The organism is Bacillota bacterium, from assembly GCA_012839765.1.
In the GTDB taxonomy this organism is placed as follows: Bacteria; Bacillota; Limnochordia; order DUMW01; family DUMW01; genus DUMW01.
On sequence record DUMW01000104.1, the window covers coordinates 1 to 23857 of the forward strand.

21 protein-coding genes and 1 riboswitch are annotated in these 23857 nt (G+C 51.8%); of the genes, 4 read left to right on the top strand and 17 right to left on the bottom strand.

All coding sequences use genetic code 11. From position 1 onward, the window contains the following. Nucleotides 1-117: 117 nt before the first annotated feature. The 11 genes from GXX57_10500 to GXX57_10550 form a co-directional block, all read right to left on the bottom strand. Nucleotides 118-798 (bottom strand): cytochrome c biogenesis protein CcdA, encoded by a 681-nt coding sequence (locus GXX57_10500; protein ID HHV45077.1) that lies wholly within the window; start codon nt 796-798, stop codon nt 118-120. After that, the gene (locus GXX57_10505) at nt 799-1296 is read right to left on the bottom strand and encodes a thioredoxin family protein (GenBank protein ID HHV45078.1); all 498 of its coding nucleotides are present in this window, start codon (nt 1294-1296) and stop codon (nt 799-801) included. It lies immediately after the preceding gene. Nucleotides 1297-2154: 858 nt separating this feature from the next. Beyond that, entirely contained in the window at nt 2155-2448 is a 294-nt protein-coding gene (locus GXX57_10510; protein ID HHV45079.1) for a hypothetical protein, read from the bottom strand. An 18-nt stretch (nt 2449-2466) separates the two neighbouring features. Continuing rightward, a complete protein-coding gene (locus tag GXX57_10515; protein HHV45080.1) occupies nt 2467-2979 on the bottom strand; it encodes a hypothetical protein in 513 nt (170 codons plus the stop codon). A gap of 461 nt (nt 2980-3440) precedes the next feature. Continuing rightward, nucleotides 3441-4094, bottom strand: coding sequence for a hypothetical protein (locus GXX57_10520; GenBank protein ID HHV45081.1), 654 nt, complete (start codon nt 4092-4094; stop codon nt 3441-3443). 100 nt (nt 4095-4194) lie between these two features. Further along, nucleotides 4195-4611, bottom strand: coding sequence for a hypothetical protein (locus GXX57_10525; GenBank protein HHV45082.1), 417 nt, complete (start codon nt 4609-4611; stop codon nt 4195-4197). Between the two features lie 52 nt (nt 4612-4663). Next, nucleotides 4664-6400, bottom strand: coding sequence for a DUF2357 domain-containing protein (locus tag GXX57_10530; protein HHV45083.1), 1737 nt, complete (start codon nt 6398-6400; stop codon nt 4664-4666). Next, nucleotides 6384-8339, bottom strand: a complete 1956-nt coding sequence (locus GXX57_10535) for a hypothetical protein (GenBank protein HHV45084.1) — start codon at nt 8337-8339, stop codon at nt 6384-6386. The genes GXX57_10530 and GXX57_10535 overlap by 17 nt, the downstream gene beginning before the upstream one ends. Beyond that, complete coding sequence (locus tag GXX57_10540; GenBank protein ID HHV45085.1) at nt 8339-9388, bottom strand: hypothetical protein; 1050 nt, start codon at nt 9386-9388, stop codon at nt 8339-8341. The genes GXX57_10535 and GXX57_10540 overlap by 1 nt, the downstream gene beginning before the upstream one ends. 505 nt (nt 9389-9893) lie before the next feature. After that, complete coding sequence (locus GXX57_10545) at nt 9894-10841, bottom strand: hypothetical protein (protein ID HHV45086.1); 948 nt, start codon at nt 10839-10841, stop codon at nt 9894-9896. Nucleotides 10842-10896: 55 nt separating this feature from the next. Next, the gene (locus GXX57_10550) at nt 10897-11601 is read right to left on the bottom strand and encodes a hypothetical protein (protein ID HHV45087.1); all 705 of its coding nucleotides are present in this window, start codon (nt 11599-11601) and stop codon (nt 10897-10899) included. A 211-nt stretch (nt 11602-11812) separates the two neighbouring features. Continuing rightward, nucleotides 11813-11921, top strand: a riboswitch (TPP riboswitch). Nucleotides 11922-11988: 67 nt separating this feature from the next. On the opposite strand from GXX57_10550, the gene thiM reads away from it, so the two are divergent. Genes thiM through thiD form a run of 4 tightly spaced genes read left to right on the top strand, consistent with a single transcriptional unit; the run spans nt 11989 to nt 14866 of the window. After that, complete coding sequence (gene thiM / locus GXX57_10555) at nt 11989-12816, top strand: hydroxyethylthiazole kinase (GenBank protein ID HHV45088.1); 828 nt, start codon at nt 11989-11991, stop codon at nt 12814-12816. After that, nucleotides 12803-13450 (top strand): thiamine phosphate synthase, encoded by a 648-nt coding sequence (gene thiE, locus GXX57_10560; protein HHV45089.1) that lies wholly within the window; start codon nt 12803-12805, stop codon nt 13448-13450. Before thiM ends, thiE begins: the two co-directional genes overlap by 14 nt. After that, nucleotides 13440-14084 (top strand): HAD family phosphatase, encoded by a 645-nt coding sequence (locus GXX57_10565; protein HHV45090.1) that lies wholly within the window; start codon nt 13440-13442, stop codon nt 14082-14084. Before thiE ends, GXX57_10565 begins: the two co-directional genes overlap by 11 nt. Then, nucleotides 14084-14866, top strand: a complete 783-nt coding sequence (gene thiD / locus GXX57_10570; protein HHV45091.1) for a bifunctional hydroxymethylpyrimidine kinase/phosphomethylpyrimidine kinase — start codon at nt 14084-14086, stop codon at nt 14864-14866. Before GXX57_10565 ends, thiD begins: the two co-directional genes overlap by 1 nt. A gap of 54 nt (nt 14867-14920) precedes the next feature. Here thiD and GXX57_10575 read toward each other — a convergent pair whose 3' ends face one another. The 6 genes from GXX57_10575 to GXX57_10600 form a co-directional block, all read right to left on the bottom strand. After that, on the bottom strand, nt 14921-16606 hold the full coding sequence (locus tag GXX57_10575; GenBank protein HHV45092.1) for a beta-glucuronidase: 1686 nt from the start codon (nt 16604-16606) through the stop codon (nt 14921-14923). A 32-nt stretch (nt 16607-16638) separates the two neighbouring features. Next, a complete protein-coding gene (locus GXX57_10580; GenBank protein HHV45093.1) occupies nt 16639-17787 on the bottom strand; it encodes a hypothetical protein in 1149 nt (382 codons plus the stop codon). A gap of 626 nt (nt 17788-18413) precedes the next feature. Next, nucleotides 18414-19337, bottom strand: coding sequence for an AraC family transcriptional regulator (locus GXX57_10585; GenBank protein ID HHV45094.1), 924 nt, complete (start codon nt 19335-19337; stop codon nt 18414-18416). A gap of 218 nt (nt 19338-19555) precedes the next feature. Continuing rightward, nucleotides 19556-20128 carry a hypothetical protein gene (locus GXX57_10590; protein ID HHV45095.1) on the bottom strand — a complete coding sequence of 191 codons (573 nt, stop codon included), beginning with the start codon at nt 20126-20128 and terminating at the stop codon, nt 19556-19558. Between the two features lie 20 nt (nt 20129-20148). Continuing rightward, a complete protein-coding gene (locus GXX57_10595) occupies nt 20149-23307 on the bottom strand; it encodes a hypothetical protein (protein ID HHV45096.1) in 3159 nt (1052 codons plus the stop codon). A gap of 230 nt (nt 23308-23537) precedes the next feature. Continuing rightward, nucleotides 23538-23857, bottom strand: a 320-nt coding sequence (locus tag GXX57_10600; GenBank protein HHV45097.1) for a hypothetical protein, incomplete at its 5' end; no start/stop codon positions are given.

Consider the following 23857-nt stretch of genomic DNA (forward strand, 5'->3'; position numbering starts at 1 on the left):
GGCCGAACCTGAAAAAGCCGGCAGACTTACCGCCGGCTTTCCCGTCAAGCGTTCCAATATCCGATCGCAAGCTTCGGAGGAGTAATACACAACTCAGGATGAAGACAGCTCCGTCCTCTAGAATCCCAAGTAGAACATGTACAGACCAATGCAGAGGATTAAGGTGCCCATCACTCCCCGTAGGATCCCACTAACCCGACCGTATTGCTGGCTTTGGGAAAGCTTCCGCACAACCCCCACGGAGGTCCCCGCCACCAAAGCCAAGGTGCCATGACCAAGGGAGTATAGCAACAACAGGAAAGCTCCCCAGAGGATCCTTCCCTGCCCAGCCACGATACCTAACAGAACCACCAGCACCGGTGTGGCACAGGGAGTGGAAAACAGTCCACCCAGAATTCCTGCCAAGAAGGCACCCAGATATCCCCGTTTACGACTTCTAGCGACCAAATGGGTGGACGGGATGAAATTGTAGATCTCCCACGTCTGCAGTGCCATCAGGACCATCAAGACCCCCAGAAGGAGGTACCACCATTGGTTACTAGCCCCAATTAGATTACCCATTAGGGAGGCAATGACCCCCAAGGTGGTAAAGGTGACAGCAGAGCCAAGCACAAAGACGATGGAAAGCCCCAGTGCTCCCTTCGTCTCCGCACTCCCGGTCCCCCCCACATAGCCGATAATCAAAGGAATACTGGAGAGGGCGCAGGGCGTAAAGGATGTAAAAACACCTGCCACCAAGGCAAAAAGCGGAGCCAGCCAGGTGCTTTCCTGGAGAAGGGAGCTAAGGGTGTCAAGCAATTACTCCACCCCCATATCAGCAAAGATCAGCAGCATCTGTTCTTCGGTCAATGCGCCCTCATGGGCGGTGAAGACATGTTCACCCGTATCCCGGTAGGAATAAAGGATAAAACCAAAGGCTTCTTTCAGTTCTTCGCTGGGAACATAAGGCTTCCCATCCGCGGTATAGAAGAACTGGGTGGGCACCACCCGCACCGGAAAGTCCTTTGCCGCATCGGGATATTTGTCGATTTCTACGTAGAAGACCAAGGCTTTGCCTTGCATCTTTTCGTAGACGCTACGCAGGTGCGGCGCCATCTGTTGACAGGGCATGCACCAAGAAGCACCGAAATCGAGGAGTACGGGTTTCCCGTAGGACAAAATCCTGTCCAGCTCCACATTGGTGAGTTCCAATGGAAGCTGTTCGGTCTCAGCGGTACTTTTCAGCCACCACACTCCCCCAATCATCATGAGAATGATGATGGGCAAGACCACCCGCAGAGTTCTCCGTCCCTTCATTTGCCCTCCCCCTTAATGTTGATAGTGTCATCTATCCCGAACGGACCCTCTGATGGGCCGTTATTCGGTCAGTATTCAACACCTTTCCAAGACTATCGGTGGTAAGGGGCCTTTAACTAGTCATCGCCACTTTCTGTCTCCTGGCGGTTTTCTCTTAGTATATTTAGCAAGAGTTCCTTTGTCAATCCATCTGACTATTGACACCAGTTTTCGGAACATTAATGGTTCTTGTAGAAAACATTACTTTCGTTTTCTCCGGTACAATGGTCTTCACACAGGATCATGGTAGTGACTGACTCCAGAGGGAAGAGTAGGTCGATTGCACCTGCCTGACTTTCGGGAAAAATGAAAGGGCGTAGACCCAGGCGGTGACAAAGGAAACCGTTGCGAATCCATAGCAGTAAGAGACCTCTCCCTGCGTTCTTCGGAGCAGGACCAAAGGGAAAGGTGTGCCAGAGGGAACAAGGAAGAAAAGTACTAAGACACACCTTGCACAAAGGTCAATGTGCCCGTGGGACTGGTCATCTTTCTGGATTGTGAAGTGCTTCACACCTACCCTGTCGGGTCCCTTAGGGCTTGCCAATCAGTACCCTTCCCCACCTTTTTTCAATTCTGGTCCTTCGGGAAACCTAGGTATTATGCCAAGGCCCGCTTGGTAGTCTTTCTCAGAGCAATGAGGATGAGTACCAGGGCCAACATCAAGAGGGCTAGTTTATTCTGCCACAAAAGATTCCGTCCCAACTTGAAGTTGTATTCCGCCAGATGGTACACCGGGCTGAGAAACCAGGGGAACCTCTCCTGGAGGTAATAGACAGGTCCCAGTAAACCAGGGCAATCGCATAGCTTAGCAGCGTATTGTTATACTCCCAGCATCAACAAAAGCCCACAAAGCAGGAGGGTGGAGGGAAAGAGCACGCCAAAGATGTGTATCACGGATAGCGAGGGTAGAACGACGCGCACCCAGAGCGCATATACCGTACAGGTTGACAACAGATAGGTCACCAGACCAGCAAGCTGCTGTTCCCGGAAGCTCCCTTCGCCGCCGGGCCTTTGGTAGATCAACTCCCGCATGTTTCCCGTGTCACCGCCCGGCAACAAACCAGAAAGAGCCACCAAACCTAACAAGGGAAAGAGCAATTCCGAAAAGGCCAAGGTAAAATACTCCCTGACTTATATGGGCTGATCCTTAAGCAGGCCGATGGGGTTTACCAGCAGCACCGCCAGTAGGGTGACGCCGAAAAGCGCGATGATTAACGTTCTCCCCAGGGTGATCTTGATGGCAAGGATCAGCCGACCGGCTACGGGGTGATTAGCAACTTTGAAGGGCTTTGCGTGTCTTCTACCAGTGGAGATTAACCACTTCCCCACCCGTCGCCTTTCCATCACCCAGAAAAGACTAAACAAAAACACCATGGTTAACACCGAACAATAGATCAGTCTGCCCCATACCTGAACATTCCTAAGGGGATGGAGGGGGTTGTCCAGCTCCCGATAGAACCAAAACATGGAGATTGTTGGAATGTTAGTTAACACCAACCCGAGGATCACCAGCTGAAAAAGCCAGCCCTTTGGTTTGGACAACATGGTGGCAACAATATGGACCACCATCACCCAGGCCACAAGGCCGGGCAATAGATTCAGTAACATACTCTGTACAAAAAGCACCGGCCGGGCACAAGCCAATAATCCAACCGGTAAACAGGACTCCCACCAGTACGCCGCCAGTATTTTGAATTCGACCCCCCAAATAGACTTCCTTTTCCTCCCACCCGCTTTTTCGGGGTAGTAAAGCGCGGACGATAGCGGTGGTATGGCTCTTCGTGAACTGTTTTGCCGATAACAGGGCGGAAAGACTTGCGTACCGTATCGGTATACCTGTGACCATCCTAGTTTTTGAAGACGCTATCCTTATCCTGTTCCACCTAGGGACACAGCAACAACGTACGGATGATTCCCCCAAGTTGGAGTGGAGTCTTTCGTGTTTGGGCCGATATGGTTGGATAGTCTGCCCCGCGGACGGGTCTTTCCGAAGGGTCAGAAGGTGCGGGACTGGGACATCCCCGGGAAATACACCCGCGGGATGTCCTGGACGTTGATATTATCACGGAAGTGTAAGGTCCGGAACCTGGGAGCCGACTACAATTCTATTCGACGGCAAAATAGATCCCCGTGACCTTGAATCCACCGTAGTGATCTGGCAAGTTAGCCCGTAATTCCAGTTTATAGTACGGGTAACCGCGCTCTAGGGTCGTTGTTACCAAGTCAGTGGTGTTTGAATAATAACGCCAAAGCTCCTGGGCACGTCGTGATTCGGGAACGATCCTCCGGGTATGGACTTCATAGAAGGGTTGCCACACGGGAATCCAGGGTCCTTCGGGGGTTGGTCCGCCGTAGATAGTTACTACTGCGGGATTTACCGTGTGGGTGACCCAGTAAAGGTCGAATTTGAGGGTAGTCTTGCTAGGATCCGCCGGAATCACCTGGTACAAATAGCCATCAATCCCGGGATCGATGGTCTTCCCCCGTTGTTCCACCCCACGTCCAGTGGATAACCGCGCCGCGGTACCGACGGTCTCATCGGGGGTGGGGTTCCCCTGTTTCTGACTGGCCACCCAGCCTCCCCTGACAGCGGTGGTGGTCCACCCCGCCAGACTAGGCTTATCTCCCGTGCGGAACCAGGGATTAACCACCAAGTTGTCTCCGGGCAAAGGTGCCACCCGGAACTCTAGGGCCCACGCTGCGGCGGAGACACACAGGCAAACCAGAAGCACCGCGCTTACTACAGCAACTTTTCTCATCATCCATCCTCCCCCAATTTCCATCAGGTTGAGACTACTGCTGGAAGATTGTTCTCCACAGTGACAAAATCGCCTATATCTTGATGTACAAACGGTCCTCCTAGAACATTATACCCACTCCCACCCCCCACAGGGACTTCGGTACCAGAAATAGACCAAGGCCAGCCTCCACACTGAGACAAACCCTTCCCCATATCCACTGGTAGCCGATGGAAGCGAAGGGTTGTGACACCTCCATTCCTTCGTCGTAGGTGAGAGTGACAAACCCACCCAGGTAGGCACGCTGGCCCGAGGAACCCAGATAGCGCTTGAGCCCCAGGGTAACGCCGGCCAACTCGCCCTTTTTTCCATAACCGCAGGAAACAGACCAGCGATTGACAAACTCCCTTTCTACTTCCGGCCCCATCAAACCATAGCCGACGTGCTGCTTAATTCCCACGATGAACCGTTCCTCTGCGGAAACCAGGGTTGGGAAACAAAGCACAACCAACATTAAGATCAGTGTCACCCGTTTCATGCCATTTCTCTCCTTCTCCCCAAGATCGGTTCTTTTTTCCAAAGAGTGTCCCCTATTTCCCACTGTCCGGCGGCCACAATTGCGCCAAGTGCTTTACGTAGTGATGGTCAGAGTTTCCCGGCTGCAACTGAACAAGGACAATATCAGTGCCGGTTTCGTGCACGGCCACATCGAAATACTGATCCTTAGGGTATAACACGATCAATTCCTTCACCGCCCGGCGCATTTCATCATCGGTCCGGCGAATGCTAAGGTAGTCCTTCAGCTGGTGCATCGTGTCTGTCCAAGTGCCGTTTCCTACCCCATCCATGCGCCAAATGTGCCACCGGCGTCGGTATTTCGCCTCCACAATCACCGAAAACTGATACTGCCCATCGATGGCGTAATCAAGCCTAATGTCCGGTAGGTTGTGATTGCTTGTCAGATAAAGCAATGCTCCCATGTCCAGGGCGGTCTGCCGAAGGGTGGGAAGCTCTTCTTCGTAGTACACCGCCAAGGTCTCCCTGCCCCGGCGCATCAATACCTTGGTGCCCTTGGGAATGGAAGGGATGAAAACCCGGTCCGGAAACCGCCACCGGTGGTCGTAGATCCAGCCACTTTCAGGTGTAAAACCAATGCTTTGTAAAGCCTGCAGGGTCTTCACCAGGCACCAGTATTCCCATAGCAGATCGGTCTTTTTCCACTGGTACTCAAAGGTGGCGTTCACCTGTACATGGCTATGGTTGAGAAGATCCCACCAAAAACGGTACAAAGTCCGGTACCGTCCGTCCCATTGTAGGGCCGGTGTATAGGGGCAAACCCCCTGGGCACAGACCTCCTGGAAAAAGGGTTCCGCCAAGACGGAACGAAGGCGGGCTTGCAGCCTTTGAACGGTGGCCAATTGCTGCTCAGCCTTTACCCGGGCGATCTGGGGCAACTCCTCCCTCCGCTCCAAAAGCTGTTCAATGCTTTCCGCGATCTCGTGCATGATCTCGATGAAACTGGACACGATCTTCTTCGCCCACCGATTCTCCGGTAGGTCATAGTCCACCGTGGATCGGGGTACCAAAGCAAAACGTTGGTTGGGACCATTCCCCCCATTGCGGGCATAACCCCGGTGGGAGCTTTGCCACCGGTAGGACCGGGCATCCTTGGGTCTTTGTCCGGGTCGGTCCGTCACTTCATATTGCTTTCGCACCGCATGGTTGGGCCTAGTCACCACATCGGCCAAAGCCGCGTTCAGAGTCGGGAAGTATTTCTCCAACAGCTGGTACTGATAGTACCGTGCGGGCATGAAGGAGGCAAGCTCCCCGTGACCCAAGCCCTGGTTTTTCCGGATGAGGTCTAGGGTAAGGCCTACAACGTACTCTTCCAGTTCTTGGCGCATAATCTCGAGGCGCTCGGCTTTGAAGTGTTTAGGGCGCACGTTAAGGACTGTGAAATAGGAAACGTCCCCCCAGCGGACCTCCACCCGGTAGTTGCCGGGAATCCACGGAAACTCGCTTTCATTGTGTCGCTGAATCGGTAACGTATGATTACAACACAACACTAGCCTACCATACCGGTCCACTAAGCCTTCCCGCTGGGTATTAAACAAAGCATCGAAACCATCGATGGTCACCCAGGCCTCCTCTGGGGGTTCCTCAATGGCGCGAAACTCCAAGTCACAGTCGGTATATTCCAGGAAATAGGCGGACACCTCCGCGGAGGCTTCATCGGTGGTGAATTTCTCCAGATTCAGGACCCGACGTTCCCCTTCGGGATGCAGCACCAGCGCCAGAGAAAAAGGTAATTTAGGCTGTGTAGCCATAATAAAGCAACTCCTTGGCCTTTTGCGCCACTTCACGCCGACTGAGGGTAAAATCGCTCACCTTGGCATAGGCGTCCATCAGCTGAAGTAGCACACTGTCTACCACAGTCCCTTCCCGGTCCACGCGCCCTACCAACGCTTCCAGTTGTTCCCGGGGACCACGGAGCTTGGTGAGTACCTTCTGGCACACCTGGCGATCAAAGGCCTGGCTGCGATCCAGCAACGGTTCCCCATTTACACGGCAAGGTATGTTTTGGATATAGGCATCGATCTGTCTGAGGGTCCGGTACCCTACTCCCAGCTGCAAGTTTACCCCTTGGAGTTTCTCATGGACCGCATGGAGGAACTCCAGCTCCTCCCTGGTCAGTTGGATTCGCTCTTCACCCCGTTGCCAGTTCCGGTAAAGCTCAAAGGTTACCGGCGGCGGTGTGGGCAGCTTTGCATTTACTTCGGGCTGCATCTGCAACAAATGAAAGGGAACGGTACCTAACCGGATCACTTGAGCCCGGTCCAAGACCTTATCGCTGAAACGGTAGGTGGATTCGTCTATGTTCACCGTCCCTACGAACAGCACGTTACGACCGATGTGGATGCGGGAAGGATACTGGCAGGAATTGTAGATGCAACCCTGGGCTTGGTCACTGTATAGGCGAAGATAGCGTTTGTCTAGATCAAGCTCCAGCACTGACAAGAACTGGGCGAAGTAATGCTCTACCCGGGCCAAGTTCATCTCGTCGAAGGTCAAAAGGAAAAGTTGATCCGGATTCCTCTCCGCGGTCAGCAAAAAGTCTACTACACCGGTATCCGCCGGGCGATATACATTATGGGATAAATCCAGAAAGCCCAATAGATCGCTGTCATCGGTCCAGGTGGGTTGTACCGACACCATGAGATGCTGCTGTGGGCTAAGTCCCAGGGCATCGCCATACAGACTGGTCAATCGGGATTTGCCCGTCCCCGACATACCCGAAAGCAAGACCAGTCCCCCACTTTTCATGGCGGTGTGGAAGTTTATGAGGTCTACCTCATCGTAGAATAGACCCTGGTTGTGGGCCCTTTGTTTAAGATAGCTGAGGAATTCTTCCTCCTGGAGGGAGCCTTCTCCCCTTTGTGCTAACCGGTCCGGGATCACCATCGGAGGAGTCTCCGGGGAGACTCTTGTTTCCAAAGACGCATGTCCGTTCCGCGAGGCGATCTGTAGGGAGATGAAGTCCCGTTCTACTTTTGGTAGCAATAATTGAAAGTAGGCATCGGCTTCGATAAAAACAATATTCCGATATGGGAGGACAAATCCTTCTAATTCCTCTGGATCCAGGGCCGTCTTCTTAATCTGTTCACCGGCGAACCGCCAAAACTCCGTTCGGGTAGGGTTCATGCCCTCAAATCCATGATACACCAACGGGTTCTGATACCAATCCAGGACCACCATCATCGGATCGGTGATGGGCATGTCTTTGCCAAAATCCCGGACGGGCCCGATTTCTCTACGCCGTTTGATGGCATCTTCAAATTCTTCTGAGGTCATGCTGTTCAGATTCAGGATGGGAATGAGCCGTGATTCGGGATTGATCCCAGAAGGGGCATCCAACAATGCCTTCAGTTTGGCACAATAATGGGATTCATTAGAGGTGCTATCTATTCGCTCTGTGGGTTGGAAAAGCAGAATACGGTCTTTGAGAAACTGTTCCAAGTACGTTAACCGATGGGTGGAATCGGCGGAGGGATCGTCGTGGAACTCGGCCCATCTTTCCAGCTCACTGCCCCAGCAAGTAAAAAATGCTACGTGTAGGAGTCGATCCGGGACATCGGAGAGGGGTCGGATAAGGAACTGTACACAATTGTTGGCATTAATGAATGCAGGTAGCCTTCCTGGTTCTTCGATTTCCTTACGGAGGGCGAGGCGTCCGGCTAAAAGACATTTATAATCACGATTACTCATCAGACAGTAACCTCCTTCAATTCTTCTTGCAATTCATACAGGCTACCAATTTCTAGAACGTAGGGGCTCAAGAGACGATTGATCTTGACCCTAGTTTCGTAGTCGCAAAGGGACAACAGATAGATCGCATCATAGCTTGCGGGATCGATTTCTGTCACCTCGTTAAGGGGTAACCCCTCCAGCGTATAACATCCGCCGCCAAACTGGATCGTCTGGGGCGGAAACTGCTCCCCCAGGATGAGTACCCGGCGGGGCCGTTGTTCGGGGTACTGGGGCTCTAATAGGGCCCGATAGAGCCGCAGCAGTGCCTCTTCCCCCTGTTGTTCTTGTTGTTTTTCTTTTTTTATTTCTAAGTCTTTTATTTGTCTACGTTGATCCTCCGCGATCAACCTAAGTTCTTTTATTTCCCTAGCCTTCTCCTCATTCATCGAGGCCCACCGTTTGATTTCTTCCTGGAGCTTGGCGGTCCTTTTCTGGGCATCCTCCATCATGCGCTCCATTTTCTTCTCGACCCGTTCCCTTTGGGTGTTCACCTTCCGGTTTTCATCTCTCAAGCGCTTGTTCTCCGCCTTCAACTCTTCTAGTTCCCTTTCCAGGCGGAGTATCCGGTCCGTCATTTCCTCCAATACTTGGATGCTGGTCTCCTCCCGCCACTTAACCTCCTTCTCCATGTCCTGTATTTCCTTGCTACTGATCTCATCGGCCCATTCCTCCAGTAACTCCTGGCGGTTAGATAACAGCAGCGCGATTTTCATAATCTCTGTGGGAAACTTAAGCCATTCTTCCTTGGCCTCGGCCAACTCCTCCGGTGAATCCGATTCCAGTTTTTCCATCAGTCGACTGTGGCTACTACGGAACCACTTTACAAACATCCGCCCTTGCCTTCGGGAGGGGCACTCGATGAGGGTCTTTTCCACCAGGGAATCGGGTATGTTTGCGGTGCCACTGCGGAACCCGTCCACCGGAAGCCCCATCTTCTGCAGGAGCCTTCGGCGATTGACAGGGTCCAGTTTGTTCACGTAACTAGACCAAAGCTCTTGTATTTCCAACGGGAACACCCCTTCATCTAGGTTTGCACCAGTCCATTCTAAAGACATCTCCTAGCAGCCGGTGCCTCCGGGTCAATCCGGCCAGAAGTCCTCCTGCAGCTAGGAGTAGCGATCCTTGCAACTTGTCTGTCGTCCTACCTATGGCGCGACAGACCTCGTAAGCACACGTATCCATGCCCAAAGGCATTATTTACCTCTAAATAATACTTCTCCGTCCAGGTACCAAGTCCCTGCCAATTCTCCTTAACCGGTGGAATGCGGTACCCCGTTGTATGAAACCCGGGACAGAGGTCCTGGTTTTGTCCCTAACGTGGAATTATTAGATTGAGGGGCAAGAACTGACTTAAGGCATAAAGGGAGGGCCTGCTTGTGGTCTGATTTCGGTGAAAACTGACAGAGGGTGTGGGCCGGACGCATTTGGGCGATTGTGACTGCCTTTCTTTAGTCCCAACCCCACCACCGTCGCTCTTTTGATTCGTCTGGTGTTACTGTTCAAAACCTGGGGCTATTCGCCGTTAACCCTTGCGATCAGCTCCTTCAGAGCAAGGACCTCCTCTGGTTTTGCATTATAGGGCACGATCCCGGTGCTGATCATCACCGGCAGATCCCCGGCGATGGTCTTTACGCTCCGCAGCTGTTGTACTAACTCCCTTGTGATATTCACCCGCAGGGACAAGTGGTAATTGCGGGAGAGTCCAACGAAATTGGGTAGATGCGGTAGATAATCGCAGATGAAGAGACTGGGACGAAGGCGGGCATAGGCCGGCAACAAATCAATGGTATTACCGCCGATAATCAAAGCCGGTCGCCGTTTGCTTAAGATTTCGGTGCGGTTCATCAGCTTCATCAGATGAGGCTCCAGGTGTTCCGCAAAGAATAGGGGAGAAATCAACGGTGGTGCGGCCATGGACTCGAAAATGGTGATGGACACTCCCAAGTCCACGATGGCTTCGATGTACCTTAACAGGACAGCGGCAATCCAGTTTAAGAGCTGGTCTAGGGCTTTTACATTGGTGGCCACCGCCATCAACAACTCTGCACTGCCCAGTAGCTTGGCCGCGATAGACAGGGGCCCTGATATGGGAAAGGAGATCTCACAGGGCTCCTCACCCAACTCCCGGACCACCAGTTTCGCGGCCCGGAGGTTGATTATCATCCTACCCCGGGGAAACTCGTTGGGGTTGGGCAGTCTATCGACTTCGACGGGCAGTCGCCAACAACCCTCCCGGGCTACCGGCATGGAAGCATTGGAGAAGTACTGGACCTTCACCCCCATGGCCTCGGCCTCCACGTTGTAAATGTCGATGGCCGGGATGACAATGGGGTGCCCATAGAGTCGATAAGCCTCGATGTGGGCCTTTGCTAGAGAAACCGGATCCTGACATACAACCGATGGGCTAGCATTGATGATTTTCGCGGCATGTTCGTAGATCGCAGGGGCAAAGATAAGCACTTCTAGACCTCCATTTGTCCGATCGTCTTCCTTGACCAGAAGACTGGTTAGTCTTCTAGCAACCACAGCATCTTTTGTATTTTTCCCCGCTGCCGCAGGGGCAGGGATCGTTCCTACCGATCCTTCTCCCCTCTCCCATGGCCTGGGGTCTTTCGGTGGGCAGTGGTCTCAAGTGTTGCCTTTCATATTTCTCAACGATTTCCCTTGGTGTATGGCCGTTATTCTCCCAAAGACGGGTGGTATTGGCTACGTTAGTAATAAGACGCAGACATTCATTTGCTTGGTCTAGATCGCTAAATACGATCTCGTAAAAATCGAATAGGTCAGAGAGCTCCGACGCGGAAAAACCAATATGGGAAATGGTCACCACTTCCCTAGCGAAGTCCTCAGCTTCGGCGGGATCGTCGGGAAAGAAGTTTTTCTTGATATAGGCTAACAAGGTGTAATACTCTTTGGTCTTCTCGAAGTACAGGGGATCGGTGTACCTCAAGAGCTCCTTCTTCTCCGGAACATAGTAGGGTTTTCCCCGCCGCAGGGCCAATTCCTCTTCGAAGCTATCAAGGGCGTAAATGGCCTCGTGGACGAAATAGTTCCCATGGGTGTAGACAAATTCCCACGGGATCCCTGTTTCCAAATAGGCTTCAATCGTCTCGATGGACACCTTTTCTTCGTTTTGCTGATTATAGATCTCCAGAACCTTCTCCTTGTGTACAAGCCCGTAGAGGTTTGTCAAGGCCACGATGTAGTCTGCAACACGCATCGGTCTGCGCCTCATTTCCTTATTAGCTTTATTCACGAACCATTCAATGGGTCGCCCCCCCCTATCGCCCCGTTTCCTTAACAACAATTAGACAACTGCCAAGACTTTTCCTTTGTGATGAATAAAAAAGCTCTGTGGGAATTGTCTTTGGCTACCATTGTTGACAAGGAAAAGCACCTGTGGTACCATGCAAGCGATAAAACCAAATATCAATACTTTGTAGGGGAGCCTGTGTGCAGGCTGAGAGGAAGCGCGTACAGCTTCGACCCTTTGAACCTGACTTGGGTAATGCCAACGTAGGGAACAAGGTCTCGTCACCAATGGGAAGGCCCTGTCTTTGGCACTTCCCATTTCTTTTCCCCGGCACCGGTCAGGCTGCGGGAGGTTATGCAATTGGAAAGAATCCTAGCTAATGTACGAGAAAAGTCACCTTTAGTCCACTGTATCACCAATTATGTGACGGTCAATGATGTGGCCAATATCCTTTTAGCTTGTGGCGCATCTCCGGTGATGGCCGACGAGGAAGAAGATGCACAGGACATCGTGGCCATTGCCGATGGATTGGTGATTAACATCGGCACGTTGAACCGGCGCACTATCAATTCCATGGGACAAGCAGGCAAAAGGGCAAATGAATTGAAGCGCCCAGTGGTACTAGATCCCGTGGGTGCCGGCGCTTCGAATCTACGCACCAAGACCACTTTCCAACTGCTGGAGGAGATCAGGTTTGCTGTCATCCGTGGGAATATCTCGGAGATAAAGACCATCGCCCAAGGTGCAGGAAGTACTCGGGGTGTTGATGCGGACCTCAAGGACGCCATCACCGAGAAAAACCTAGAGCGGATAGTGCCTTGGGTGAAGGAGCTGAGCAATAGACTCGGTGCGATCATTGCCATCACTGGTGCCATCGATGTGGTGGCGGATCCCCAGGTCGCTTACGTCATCCGCAATGGACATCCTCTGATGTCCCGAATCACTGGGACCGGTTGCATGCTTACCGCCCTCATTGGAGCCTTCGTTGCCGCCAACCCAGATGAAACTCTCCGGGCCACCGCGACGGCCGTGGCCGCCATGGGGCTTTGTGGAGAGCTAGCCTACCAGATGACTGTTCGGCATGGGACCGGTACAGGTTCCTTCCGCACTTATCTTATCGATACCATGAGTCAACTAGACGGCAAGACCCTGCGGGGAGGCGTGAGAGTTGAGACTAGATAAAAATGCCCTGCAACTGTATGCGGTGACCGACCGATCTTGGCTGCGGGGTCGTTCCTTTTGGGCCGTGCTGGAAGAGGCCTTGGCGGCGGGAGTAACTTTCTTACAACTGAGGGAAAAGGATGTGGATCCGGTCACCCTGCTGAAATTGGCCAAAGGAGCGCGAAGCATCGCGGAAAGACACAAGGTCCCCTTTGTGGTCAACGATCACGTGGATGTGGCCCTGGCCTGCAATGCCGATGGGGTGCATATTGGGCAAGGGGATTTGCCGGCAAAGGATGTAAGAAGGATGATCGGTCCCGAGAAGATCTTAGGTGTTTCGGCCCAAACGATCGAGCAGGCGATCCAAGCAGAACGGGAGGGCGCAGACTACCTCGGAGTAGGTACCATCTTCCCCACCTCCACCAAACCCGATGCTCAGCCGGTGGACCTGAAGACCCTGAAAGAGATCTGTGCTGCAGTCTCCATCCCTGTGGTCGCCATTGGAGGCATCGACGCAGAGAACGCCTTACAGTTAAAGGGCTGCGGCCTTGCCGGCATTGCCGTGGTCTCGGCCATCTTCGCTCAGGACAACATTCGGGAGGCCGTGACGAAGCTTCGGCAAGTTGCCCGCCAGGTGGTCTGCCATGAAGATTAAAGGTGCGATCTTCGACCTCGATGGGACCCTCCTTGACTCCATGGCCCTTTGGGACCAGTTGGGAGAAGAGTATCTCAGACGTGGGGGGTATATCCCCCTTCGGAATACCGCACAGGTCCTTAGAACCATGACCTTGGAGCAGGCGGCGAGCTATTTGCGCCAAACCTACAAGATGGCAAAATCTCCAGAAGAGATCATTGGCGAGCTTTTACAGTTAATTGCCGAAAACTACCGGTGTCACATCCCCCTGAAACCAGGGGTACAACCTCTGTTGGCACAGCTGAAGGAACGCCAAGTGAAGATGTGCATTGCCACCGCAACAGACCACGACCTGGCCCAGGCCGCTTTAGCGCGGCTGGACGTTCTGCACTATTTCGACTTTATCGTCACCTGTTCCCAGCTGCGCATGGGCAAGGACGATCCTCAGTTTTTTGGACAAGTCCTGGAACGTTTAGGCACACCCTTGGGGGAAACGGTAGTGTTCGAAGATGCCCTGCATGCGGTTGCCGGTGCTAAGGCCGCGGGGCTGTTTGTGGTAGCGGTATACGATATAAGCGCCCATGAAGATCGAGCTGCCCTCCAGGCCACAGCGGATCTTTACCTTAATTCCTTTACAGATTGGCGGTGGATATGATGAAGACAGTACTTACCATTGCCGGTTCCGACTGTAGCGGCGGTGCCGGAATCCAGGCAGATCTGAAGACCTTCACGGTCCATCGGGTCTATGGGATGAGCGTGATCACCGCCCTGACGGCCCAGAATACCACCGGGGTCTATGGTGTAATGGAGGTGGAACCGGAGTTTGTAGGTCATCAGTTGGATTGTATCTTCACCGATATCCCGCCCGATGCGGTAAAGATCGGGATGGTGGCAAATAGGGAGATTATCCGTGTCATTGGCGAAAAACTAAGGGAATACGGGGCGAAAAACGTCGTGGTAGATCCGGTGATGGTAGCCACCAGTGGGGGAAAGCTCCTGGACGATCTAGCCATCGCTACCCTCGTCAAGGAGCTTATCCAGTTGGCTACGGTCATCACCCCCAATATCCCTGAAGCCGAAAGCCTGACGGGAATTACCATTAGGAATAGGGAAGATATGGTGCGGGCCGCAAGGGAACTGGCCCCGTATACCAGGGGGGCGGTACTGGTGAAAGGTGGGCATCTGTCAGACGTAGCCGATGATCTTCTCTACATGAAGAGCGAAATTCACTGGTTACGGGCTCCGAAGATCGACAATGAAAACACCCATGGTACCGGTTGTACCCTCTCTTCGGCCATTGCCTGCAACCTGGCCTTGGGCTACGACTTACTGGAAAGCGTCCAGCGGGCCAAGGAGTACATTACCGGTGCCATCGCCGCAAGACTCAATCTAGGTCAGGGCCGGGGCCCATTAAACCATAGTTATGCCATCCGATAGGCACAGATTGATAAAAAAGGGCAGCTGGGCTTTTACCCAGTTGCCCCAAACACCTCAGACCTCTTTTTGGCGATACTTCATGAACGCGTCCCGTACGGCATAAAAGCCATCCTTGGGTTGACGGAAACGATCCACCACACCCTTGTTATTCCGGGAACCGGGTCTGGTCAAGAAAAGTGACGCGCTGGTTCGGGTGTCGCAAAACTGCCAGACCGCCACCCCAGTGACGTCGGCGCGCTGCAGGTAGTATTCCAAAGCCTTGTGGAAGAACTCATACTGGTAGTCCTCACTCCAGCGCACCTTGTAGAAGCTTCTCACTCCCGCGACCGCCCCTACACCGAATTCACTGAGAATGAAAGGTTTGTTCCCTTGCCCGATTTTTTCTAACCATTGTCTAAAGCCTTCGTACCAGGTGGGGATCTCGTCGATCCTTTGCACATACCAGCCGGTATAATTGTTGATGGAAACGATGTCCACTAGATCCAAACAAACATCACTTCCGGGGTGGAAACCGGCATAGGTAACCAGCCTGCTCTCGTCCAAAGCCCGGATATGTCCAATCAGCTCCTCATATACTGGACGGGTGGTGGCCAGATTACTCGCACACTCGTTTAACAAACCCCAGATTATGATGGATGGATGATTATAATGGGCGGTAATCATCTCGGTAATGCATTGCTTACTCTGTTCTAGGAAGCGGGGATGGAGCATGTGTCCTTCCTTCAATCCCCAATGGCTGCATTCCTCCCCGAACAAGATCCCCTGCTCATCCAAAAGGTCTAAGAAGATCTCCGGATAGGGATAATGGGAACCCCGCAAGAAATTGCCCCCGGCTTCCTTCACGATCTCAAGGTCCTTGAGCATAATCTCTACAGGGACCGCAGCCCCCCAATCGGGATGGTCATCGTGCCGGTTAAAGCCCAACAGCTTTACCGGAACACCGTTCAGTAAAACCCGCTGACCTTCCGCCTGGATGGTGCGGATCCCGAACCGGTCCCGTAAATCATCGCCACTGGTGGTGACTTCCACGTAGTAAAGGAAGGGATCCTCCAGGGACCACAACCGAGGGTTTTGGATCACCTTAGTAATTTCCAGCGTATTGACGCCGGGCTTAAGATTCTGTTCCAGTGTTTCTTCAACCACCGGGAGATTATCCGCCAAGACCCTCAACGAAATCTGTTCCTCCACTTGGGTGGTGGAGGTGTTCTGGAGGAACAGGGAAAAGGACACGGTTGCCGCCTCTTCCCTTAGTTCCAACGTCTTTACCTGAACCCGATCCACGAAGACTTCCGGCAATTCTTCGAGGACCACGGGACGGATGATGCCGCCATAGATATGCCAATCATAGAATTCGTAATACAAGGCCACATCGTCACCGAAGGAGTTGTCCACCTCGACGATGAGCTCATGTTCACCTGGTTCCAGATTTGTCAGAATAACGGAAAAGGGTGTATAGGCCCCGAAATGGGAACCCACGAGGCGACCGTCCACCCACACTTGTGCCGTATGGGACACACCAAAGAACCTGAGTCGACACACGGGAAGTCCTTCAGTGCGGAAAATTCTTCGATAATAGGCCTTACCGCGATAGTCGTAATAGCGAATAGTCGTATCCCAGCACTGGGGCACCGTCAAGCGGTCCTGGAAGGACTTGTCTTCAATGGAAAAATCCCAAAGACCGTGGAGAGCCCTCTGTTTACGGACACTATGCTGTACAAAACTCCTCACAATTCCCTGCATTAACCGTTCATGCCTCCTTGTTCTATCTGCCCTTAGGAGCTACCTTCAATAATAGCACCAACGTCCACCAGACACATCTGTCGGGTCCCTTCGCAGAAAGTGTCGATGCAGATATATCTTCCGTCTCTGCTCCAACGGGGATGTAGATCGCAGCGCAACTCTCCCTTTTTCTCCGGAGGTGAATAGAACCGTTCCAACACCCGATGGGTCTTTTCCCGGAGATGGTAAAGAATCAGAGGACGCATGTTGTTGGCATCGGGGTATTCATCGGTGACAAACCAGTCACTACCCGGGGCAAAGTTGCAGTGACCATCCCGGGTTAGGACACCCTTCCCCACTAGTTCCATGTGATCCGTTTGATCTTCGATGAGATAATATCCGTACCCTTGATCCTCTGTGTATCCCCAGATCAGGATGCGGGTATTATCGTACCAGATGAAGTGGGAACCCCGCTGCAAACGGGAGCAGAAAAGTTCGCTACCATCAAGGGAAGCGGTATACAGGCGGGTATGGAACAAGCCCTTTTGATTATCCCAACGGTGTAGGAAGATAAAGCGCTTCCCATCGGGACTGAATAATAGGTGATTCACCCAGTGTTTTACCCCTGCCATACTCGCTTCGGGATTGCTCCTAGCCAACTGGTCAATGGAGACGATAAGCCGATGCTCTCCCATGGCCAGATCCATGAGGTAGATCCCGTCTTCCGCAGGGTGTAGTTCATCGTTCCATTGATCGATGAGTCCGTTATAACCGTATCCCGGCCGGGTAACCGCCAAACGAGCAAAATTGAGACTCAAGGCATATCGTCCATCATGACTAATGGTATAAATGGGCCGGGGCAGCACCCGCCGGGCTCCGGTATCGATATCCACAAAGACCGACACAAAACGATCCCCAATCAGATCATTGTGTACGATGGTCCTTGGGGAACCGGGCACCCATTGAAGCATGCTCCCTTGCTGCCAACACCAGGCCCTTGTCTTGGAGATAGGGTGCAACTGGCAGTTGTCCTGTACATCAATGAGGCAAACCTGAGCCACATCTGTCGGTCGCGGTGAACGATCAGCGAAATCCACCTCCAGGGTTAAAAGATACCGCTGGCTTTCATCCCACTGCCATTTGTCATAGTAGCCAAAGAAATGATGCTTCGGACCATGGGTAATCTGCGTGACCTTATGCATCGGACATCATCCCATCTTTCGTAAGAGTCTGTACAAAATGGCTTGCTATGGAAGCCTTTAAAGAACCTGGACTAAGCAGATTCCGTGTAGAGGTATGGTCTTGCTGTGGTCCAGGTTCCTGTTGGATTAGCGGCCTGCAATGATGAACGTCCTTCTCAAACTCAAATCAATATGATATCGACAACTGTCCTGAGACCAGAGCTGCATTCTGTCCCTGATGCCTCTACCATTTTCTAAGTCCTTGCAACCATTGCTTTGATAACTCAGACAAATGGAAACCTACCACACCCCTGTCGCTCGTCTTCCGCTGTCTAGACCATCGCACTTGACTAACCCCACAACATTAGCTTCATAAACATAGTATAGCAAGAAGTGGCATGAGCTTTATTATTGAAATTTACCTCTCCACACATATGTTTGCTTGCTGCGCAAATCGCGTTGACCTAAGTTTAGCCGAAGAACCCCTTTCAGACACTAGAAGTAGGCAGTCTGATAATATGCAGAAAGCCTTGGATGAGAAATGCCTTGCCGGCTTTAAGCTCCATGCTTCTAACTGTGCACTGGGATATTCTCCGCTTTCAAGATTCTCCCGATCTTCATTGGTTCGATCCGTATTGTCCTGGTCACTATTCTGCGCTGTTCCCCCCAGGAGAGGACGAAACCGATATCCAATACATCGGTAAACTTGGATCAAACAGAAGGTAACTTTCTACCGTATAATGCTCCCAGGAACCGTCCTGGTACAGACTACGAAATTCTGAAGGAGTCCGGCCTGTATAAGTCTTAAAAAGCTCGCGGAAATGCCGTTGATCTCGCCATCCACAAGCTGCTGACAGTTCCCTGATTCTCATATTTGGCTGGGTAAGGAGTTTGTGTTTTACGTATTCCAATTTCAATTCAGTCAAATACTGCTGCGGAGCCTTACCAAAGGTCCCCTTAAAAAGGTTGGAAAAATGGGTGGGACTGATGTGCAGCAGTTCGGCCAACTCCGAAATGGAAATGCCATTGGGAAGGCTTGCCTGCATAATTTTCAGCGCCTTCTGCGGAATCGATGATGCGGTAGTGTTAGCAGGAAAACACCTAATTAGGTGGGTAACCAGTTGCACTAGATAAGCATGAGCCATCTCCTGCCAGCCGGGCAATCGGTTTCTGCCTTCGTACTCGATGGCGTGCAACAGGTTTAGAATCGGTTCGGTATGGGAACGCAGAAACGATGGGATTTGGGCCTCGGGCAAATCATCACACAGAAAGCGCAGATCTAAGGTGCCTAATCCTTTCTCTGAAGATGTCCAGATATCGTGAGACCATTCGGGATGATATACATGCACATCTCCGGGGACAAGTTCGTGCCGGCCTCCATTAAGTAGTACGCACCCCCGTCCTTCCAGCACGTAGCAGACCTGAAAAAAGGGGTGTCGGTGTTGGTCTGGGGTCTTCCGAGTGGTGTAATGAATGTGACGAAGACACATTAGCCGGGGGTTTAGCATCGAAATCAATCCTTGTTGCGCTAATCCTTTGAACACTCCTTCGTCTTCCATTTCTTCAGCCAACAGGAGAATTCCTTCATGAAATACCGCCCTGCGCCAAAGTACCCGGTGTCCCTCAGGTCTTATGGCAATCGCAAGAACACATTGGTTCTTACAGGAATAGAGTCCTATGGGTTACGCTTTCATCAACTCGACTCCAATATCAAAGTGCCTCTAAGTTGCTAATACAATGGTACCTTCGCAATCCAAGGGCAGAGTTACCTCCGCCCTTGGAGAAACGGCTATTTTACAATCCTCACCACATATAACTGATCGATGATCACCCAACTGTTGGGGATGTAGGTAACCACCCAGTTTTCTCCTTCCACAAGATAGGCATGAACGTAAAACCAATGATAGGTACTACCCATTTGTTCCACACTGACGGGATTTCCCGTGGCATCCAAGTAAAGGGTAGGCTTTATGCTTTTATCCGCATACTCTTCCACCCACTCCATCCGGTCAGTGGGGGGGGCAACGGCTACAGAAATCAAGCTGTTGCTAAAGGTATTTCGGGCCCGGAACCAGAGACGATAGTATCCTGCATCCTGCACCTCCACGCGGAGGGCTAGAGTTCCTGCTGAGTTGGTGGTCCGCACACCCCGGAACACCGCCCAATACATGACGGTATTACCGAAAACAGGCCGGTAGTTTCCTTCGAAAGTATCATCCACCCATTCCGCAGTGGATAACTCCAAGATGCTAAAAGGAGGAAAGATGTCCTCTGTTAGCACCCGAGGCTCGCCACCCACAAGCTCACCCCCGAACCACAGGAAAAGAGCAATTATGGCCACTGTCGACACACTACGGTTCATGTCAAGCTCCTCCTTTTGCTTTAACGACCCATCGGTATACCGAAGTTCGTGAAGAAGGTTGCAGCAAACTGAGCAACCTTAAAGACTTCGTCAGTCGCATCTTCCCAACGAACCTGGGAAAAGACCAGTTCGCCTTTGCCGTAGGAGACCTTGCCCCAAAGCAGCGGAACACTCCCCGCCTCTACTGGTACATCCATGGTCAGGACTCCATAACTCCGCGGCCATGTATCACTACCAAAGGCGAGTAAGTAAGGACTAAATCCCCAATTGAAATAGGTATCCAGCAACTGCACCCGAGGTGGTTGCTGCACTAATTTCAACCCAAGATCGAAGTATCGATTAACGGTATCCACGTTTTCTGATGTAACCCCGTGAAGAATGAGTCTTCCGCCCTTTTCCACCCACTGAACCAGCTCCTTCAGTGTGCTGTCCACATCAACAGTGGGTAGATGTACAACAATCTGTTCGAGGGACTCTTTACGGGCCAAGGTCTCTTCAGGAGCTGTGCTGAATTGAACCCGAAGGTCATGACAGGCAATAGTGAAGACACTGTCTTTTCCGGCGATAAGACCAGTGGCCTTGAACTCGTGGCCGTTAAAGAAATCCAAGTAGACGAGGATCCGCTTTAACATCTCCTCCGCCATTGGTTCTTCACCCAGGGATTCTTGGATCTTGATCTGCGACAGGATGTAAGTTCCTTTCCCATAGGGCACTTCCACCATACCGATTACAGGAAATCCGTCGAGGATCCGGTAATTGGCAGAATTGGGCAGGATAAAGCTTTTCTCCACTACCTGGTGCTCAGGACGCCAAAATCGTAGTGCTCCATCAGGCATTCCCTTGGTTATGGGGTGTCCTGTGGCTCCGGGATAGAGCATATTGGTAGAAATCCCGGTGTAGGCTTCAGGCACATTCTCCGTCCCTAACAGGATCCGTAAGGGCGCCAAGGCTTCCACCCATTCTTCCTGTTCCAAGACTAATACCGTACCTCCAGCGGCGACGAAGTCTTGAACCTGTGATCCGATTTCTCTTTGTAGTTGCGATGGCAGTTTTGCACCGACTATAAGGATACTCTCCCGGGGAGATAGTTCGTTGATTTCCTCAGATTCGGTCAGGATCCTTGAATCTTTGATGTACTTTAACAAGATCTCCTGTCCCTCAAGTGCAAAGATATACACCTTCCGATTCACGGTGCCAATGGTTCGAGATTTCGGGAAAATGAGAAGTTCTCGTTCTCGACTGTCGTTAATGGTCTGATCCCCTGCCTTGCCTACTAGCTTGGTAGAGAGGACTGCTTCTTGAATGACCTCTAGTTGTTGTTCCCTCAAGACTAACTCCACGGGTACACTCAAGCTTTTACCCTGAGGTACAGCCAGTTTCAAGGACACTTCTCCCAGTAGTTGGTTTCCCGCACTTACGCTGATGAAGGCATCTCCAGTAAAATCCTCAAGGCTGTCGTTGATGAGCCAAAACTCGTACGAAATCCTTTCCCCGTCATACCAATGACCGACCCAGGGATACAACATGAAACCCACAGGAGCAAACCCAATATCCCTGACCAGCTGCTGACGGGTTCCGCCCACGATTTGCCGCCCCAATTGGGTCTGCCAGGACAAGAGATTCTGCATGCGGTAAATCAACGAAGCTTTACCGTACCAGTAACCCCAGTATTCTTCTTCCTTCTTCTCCAACTCTTCCCCGAAGAGGGTAAAGTACTTTTGGCCCATCAAGGCACTGACAAAGGGTACGCGATGATCTTCCGAAAAGAGGTAATGCTCCCCTACCATTAACGCTCTTTGTTTATCCCACTGAAGGTGTTCGCCTACCGTGGGGTTAGGTGTGGTTTTGGGCTCCTCAGGCCAGAATAGTATATTAGGCCAGTTTTGGGTGGAGACCCGTTCGGGATAATGCACGTTGATAATGACATCATCCTGAGTCTGTCCATAGCCACTGTGGTAAGAAGGCCTGGTCGGATCTAGCTTTTGTACTTCCCGAGTAAGACTCGCCAGAAAGGCGGTGGTCTCAGGGTCTCTGGGTACGGTCTGGTGGCCAACTTCGTTAGTGAGAGACCAGATAATCACACTGGGGTGGTTCCGGAAAGTCTTTACCAACCGGCGCAGGTGTTCGTACGCCTGCTCTGATCTGGGGGCATCACCGCTGTAGAGGCCGGACTCCACGATGATAAGGAAGCCCTGTTCGTCCGCGGTCCTAACAAATTCCTGCCGGAACGGCTGAGCATGCAGACGAACCACATTCATATTCATCTGCTTTAGTTGTTGCCAAAGATTGGCTGGAGGCAGCGAGATAATTCGAGAAATGTTTAAAAACTGTACGTGACCCCGAGCGTTGTAGAAATCGCCGGTGTGACCCCAGATGCCAAAAAGCCGCACCTTCTTATGGTTTAATATCAGGTCGGGACCCTCCATCCACACCTCTCTATAACCGAAGCGTTCTGTTACTGCGTCCTCAGTTTGTCCAGCCCGGGTTAGTGTTACCTCTAAATGATACAACTGAGGATCATGAGGCCACCACAATTTAAGGTCCCGTGCCTCCAACTCAAAGGTAAGCCGTCCTTTGTTTGCCGGGACAATCTTCTCCGTGACGATTCGGTCTTCTTCCAAAACCCGTACTTGGAAGACATGACCTACCGACGGCGAGCGGTTCAGGGTAACTTCCACTTCCAACAATTGGTTACGCACCGAAGGCTTGATAAACACATTCTCAATGTGGGTGGACGACCGACCTTCCAGGCGTGCCGGTTGCCAGATCCCTCCATGCCATTGATACATGGCCCCTACTGGTGCACCTTTCTGTTTTGCCACGCGACCGGATCCTACCAACATCGTAATGGTATTGTAGTCATCAAGCTTTACAGCCTCGGTAATGTCAAATTCGAAAGGCAGAGTACCGTCTAAGTTCTCTCCTATGTATACGCCGTTGACCCACAAATCGGTTGTATAGGCCACAGAGTCAAAACAGATGAACACCCGTTTTCCTGTAAATTCTTCGGCAGGAATGAAGACATCCTTCTGATACCAGACATAATCCACATCATGGGGTTGGATGCCCCCCCAGTCCACATTGCCATAGCTGGTCCATTTGGATTGGTCACCAGTAACGTTGACCTTCACAAATTGACTCGTAGCTGGTGGCCCTTTGGGTGTTTGTCCGATTGGCACATAGGCAAACTCCCACTCTCCCAGCAGACTTATAGTCGATCTGGTGTTCTGAGCTTGTGAGAAACCCGTGGTAAGTAGAACGAAGAACACTACAATGAAAACCATTGATACTTTTCCCCCGGTATAGCTCATGGCTGACCTCCATTTTGCGCAGTATCCTTTACAAGATAGTTCCCCAAAAGGAAAAGGAGGACAGGAAAGAAGGCCAGGCCTTCTTTCCTGGTAAAAGACTACAACTCTAGTACAACCACCTTCGTAATCCGCAAGGGTGTATCGTTTGTATAGTTCTTCCGGAATACAAAGACACCCTGGGTTGGACCATTGTCATGTTCCCATTCATCCCAAAGCTGTTCATTCACCGTAACGGAGAACTCATTCCCTTGGGCCCAGAGCCTTATACGTATAGGTTCATTGAAGCTAACAGTGGCGTCGCGTTCCACATGAAAGCTGAATTTGTCCCAGGCACCGTGGTAGTTGCGTACCCGTTCTTTTCCGTCGCTATGGACCCAATAGGAATAGGCATTCTTAGGGAAAGCATCCTCGGTACCCA

Bases quoted from the DNA above. Each gene is read 5' to 3' on its own strand.
- GXX57_10575 (HHV45092.1), bottom strand. From the start codon at position 16,606: ATGCAGGGAATTGTGAGGAGTTTTGTACAGCATAGTGTCCGTAAACAG.
- GXX57_10520 (HHV45081.1), bottom strand. From the start codon at position 4,094: ATGAGAAAAGTTGCTGTAGTAAGCGCGGTGCTTCTGGTTTGCCTGTGT.
- GXX57_10565 (HHV45090.1), top strand. From the start codon at position 13,440: ATGAAGATTAAAGGTGCGATCTTCGACCTCGATGGGACCCTCCTTGAC.
- GXX57_10590 (HHV45095.1), bottom strand. From the start codon at position 20,128: ATGAACCGTAGTGTGTCGACAGTGGCCATAATTGCTCTTTTCCTGTGG.
- thiM (HHV45088.1), top strand. From the start codon at position 11,989: ATGCAATTGGAAAGAATCCTAGCTAATGTACGAGAAAAGTCACCTTTA.
- GXX57_10525 (HHV45082.1), bottom strand. From the start codon at position 4,611: ATGAAACGGGTGACACTGATCTTAATGTTGGTTGTGCTTTGTTTCCCA.
- GXX57_10580 (HHV45093.1), bottom strand. From the start codon at position 17,787: ATGCATAAGGTCACGCAGATTACCCATGGTCCGAAGCATCATTTCTTT.
- thiD (HHV45091.1), top strand. From the start codon at position 14,084: ATGAAGACAGTACTTACCATTGCCGGTTCCGACTGTAGCGGCGGTGCC.
- GXX57_10505 (HHV45078.1), bottom strand. From the start codon at position 1,296: ATGAAGGGACGGAGAACTCTGCGGGTGGTCTTGCCCATCATCATTCTC.
- GXX57_10530 (HHV45083.1), bottom strand. From the start codon at position 6,400: ATGGCTACACAGCCTAAATTACCTTTTTCTCTGGCGCTGGTGCTGCAT.
- GXX57_10550 (HHV45087.1), bottom strand. From the start codon at position 11,601: ATGCGTGTTGCAGACTACATCGTGGCCTTGACAAACCTCTACGGGCTT.
- GXX57_10535 (HHV45084.1), bottom strand. From the start codon at position 8,339: ATGAGTAATCGTGATTATAAATGTCTTTTAGCCGGACGCCTCGCCCTC.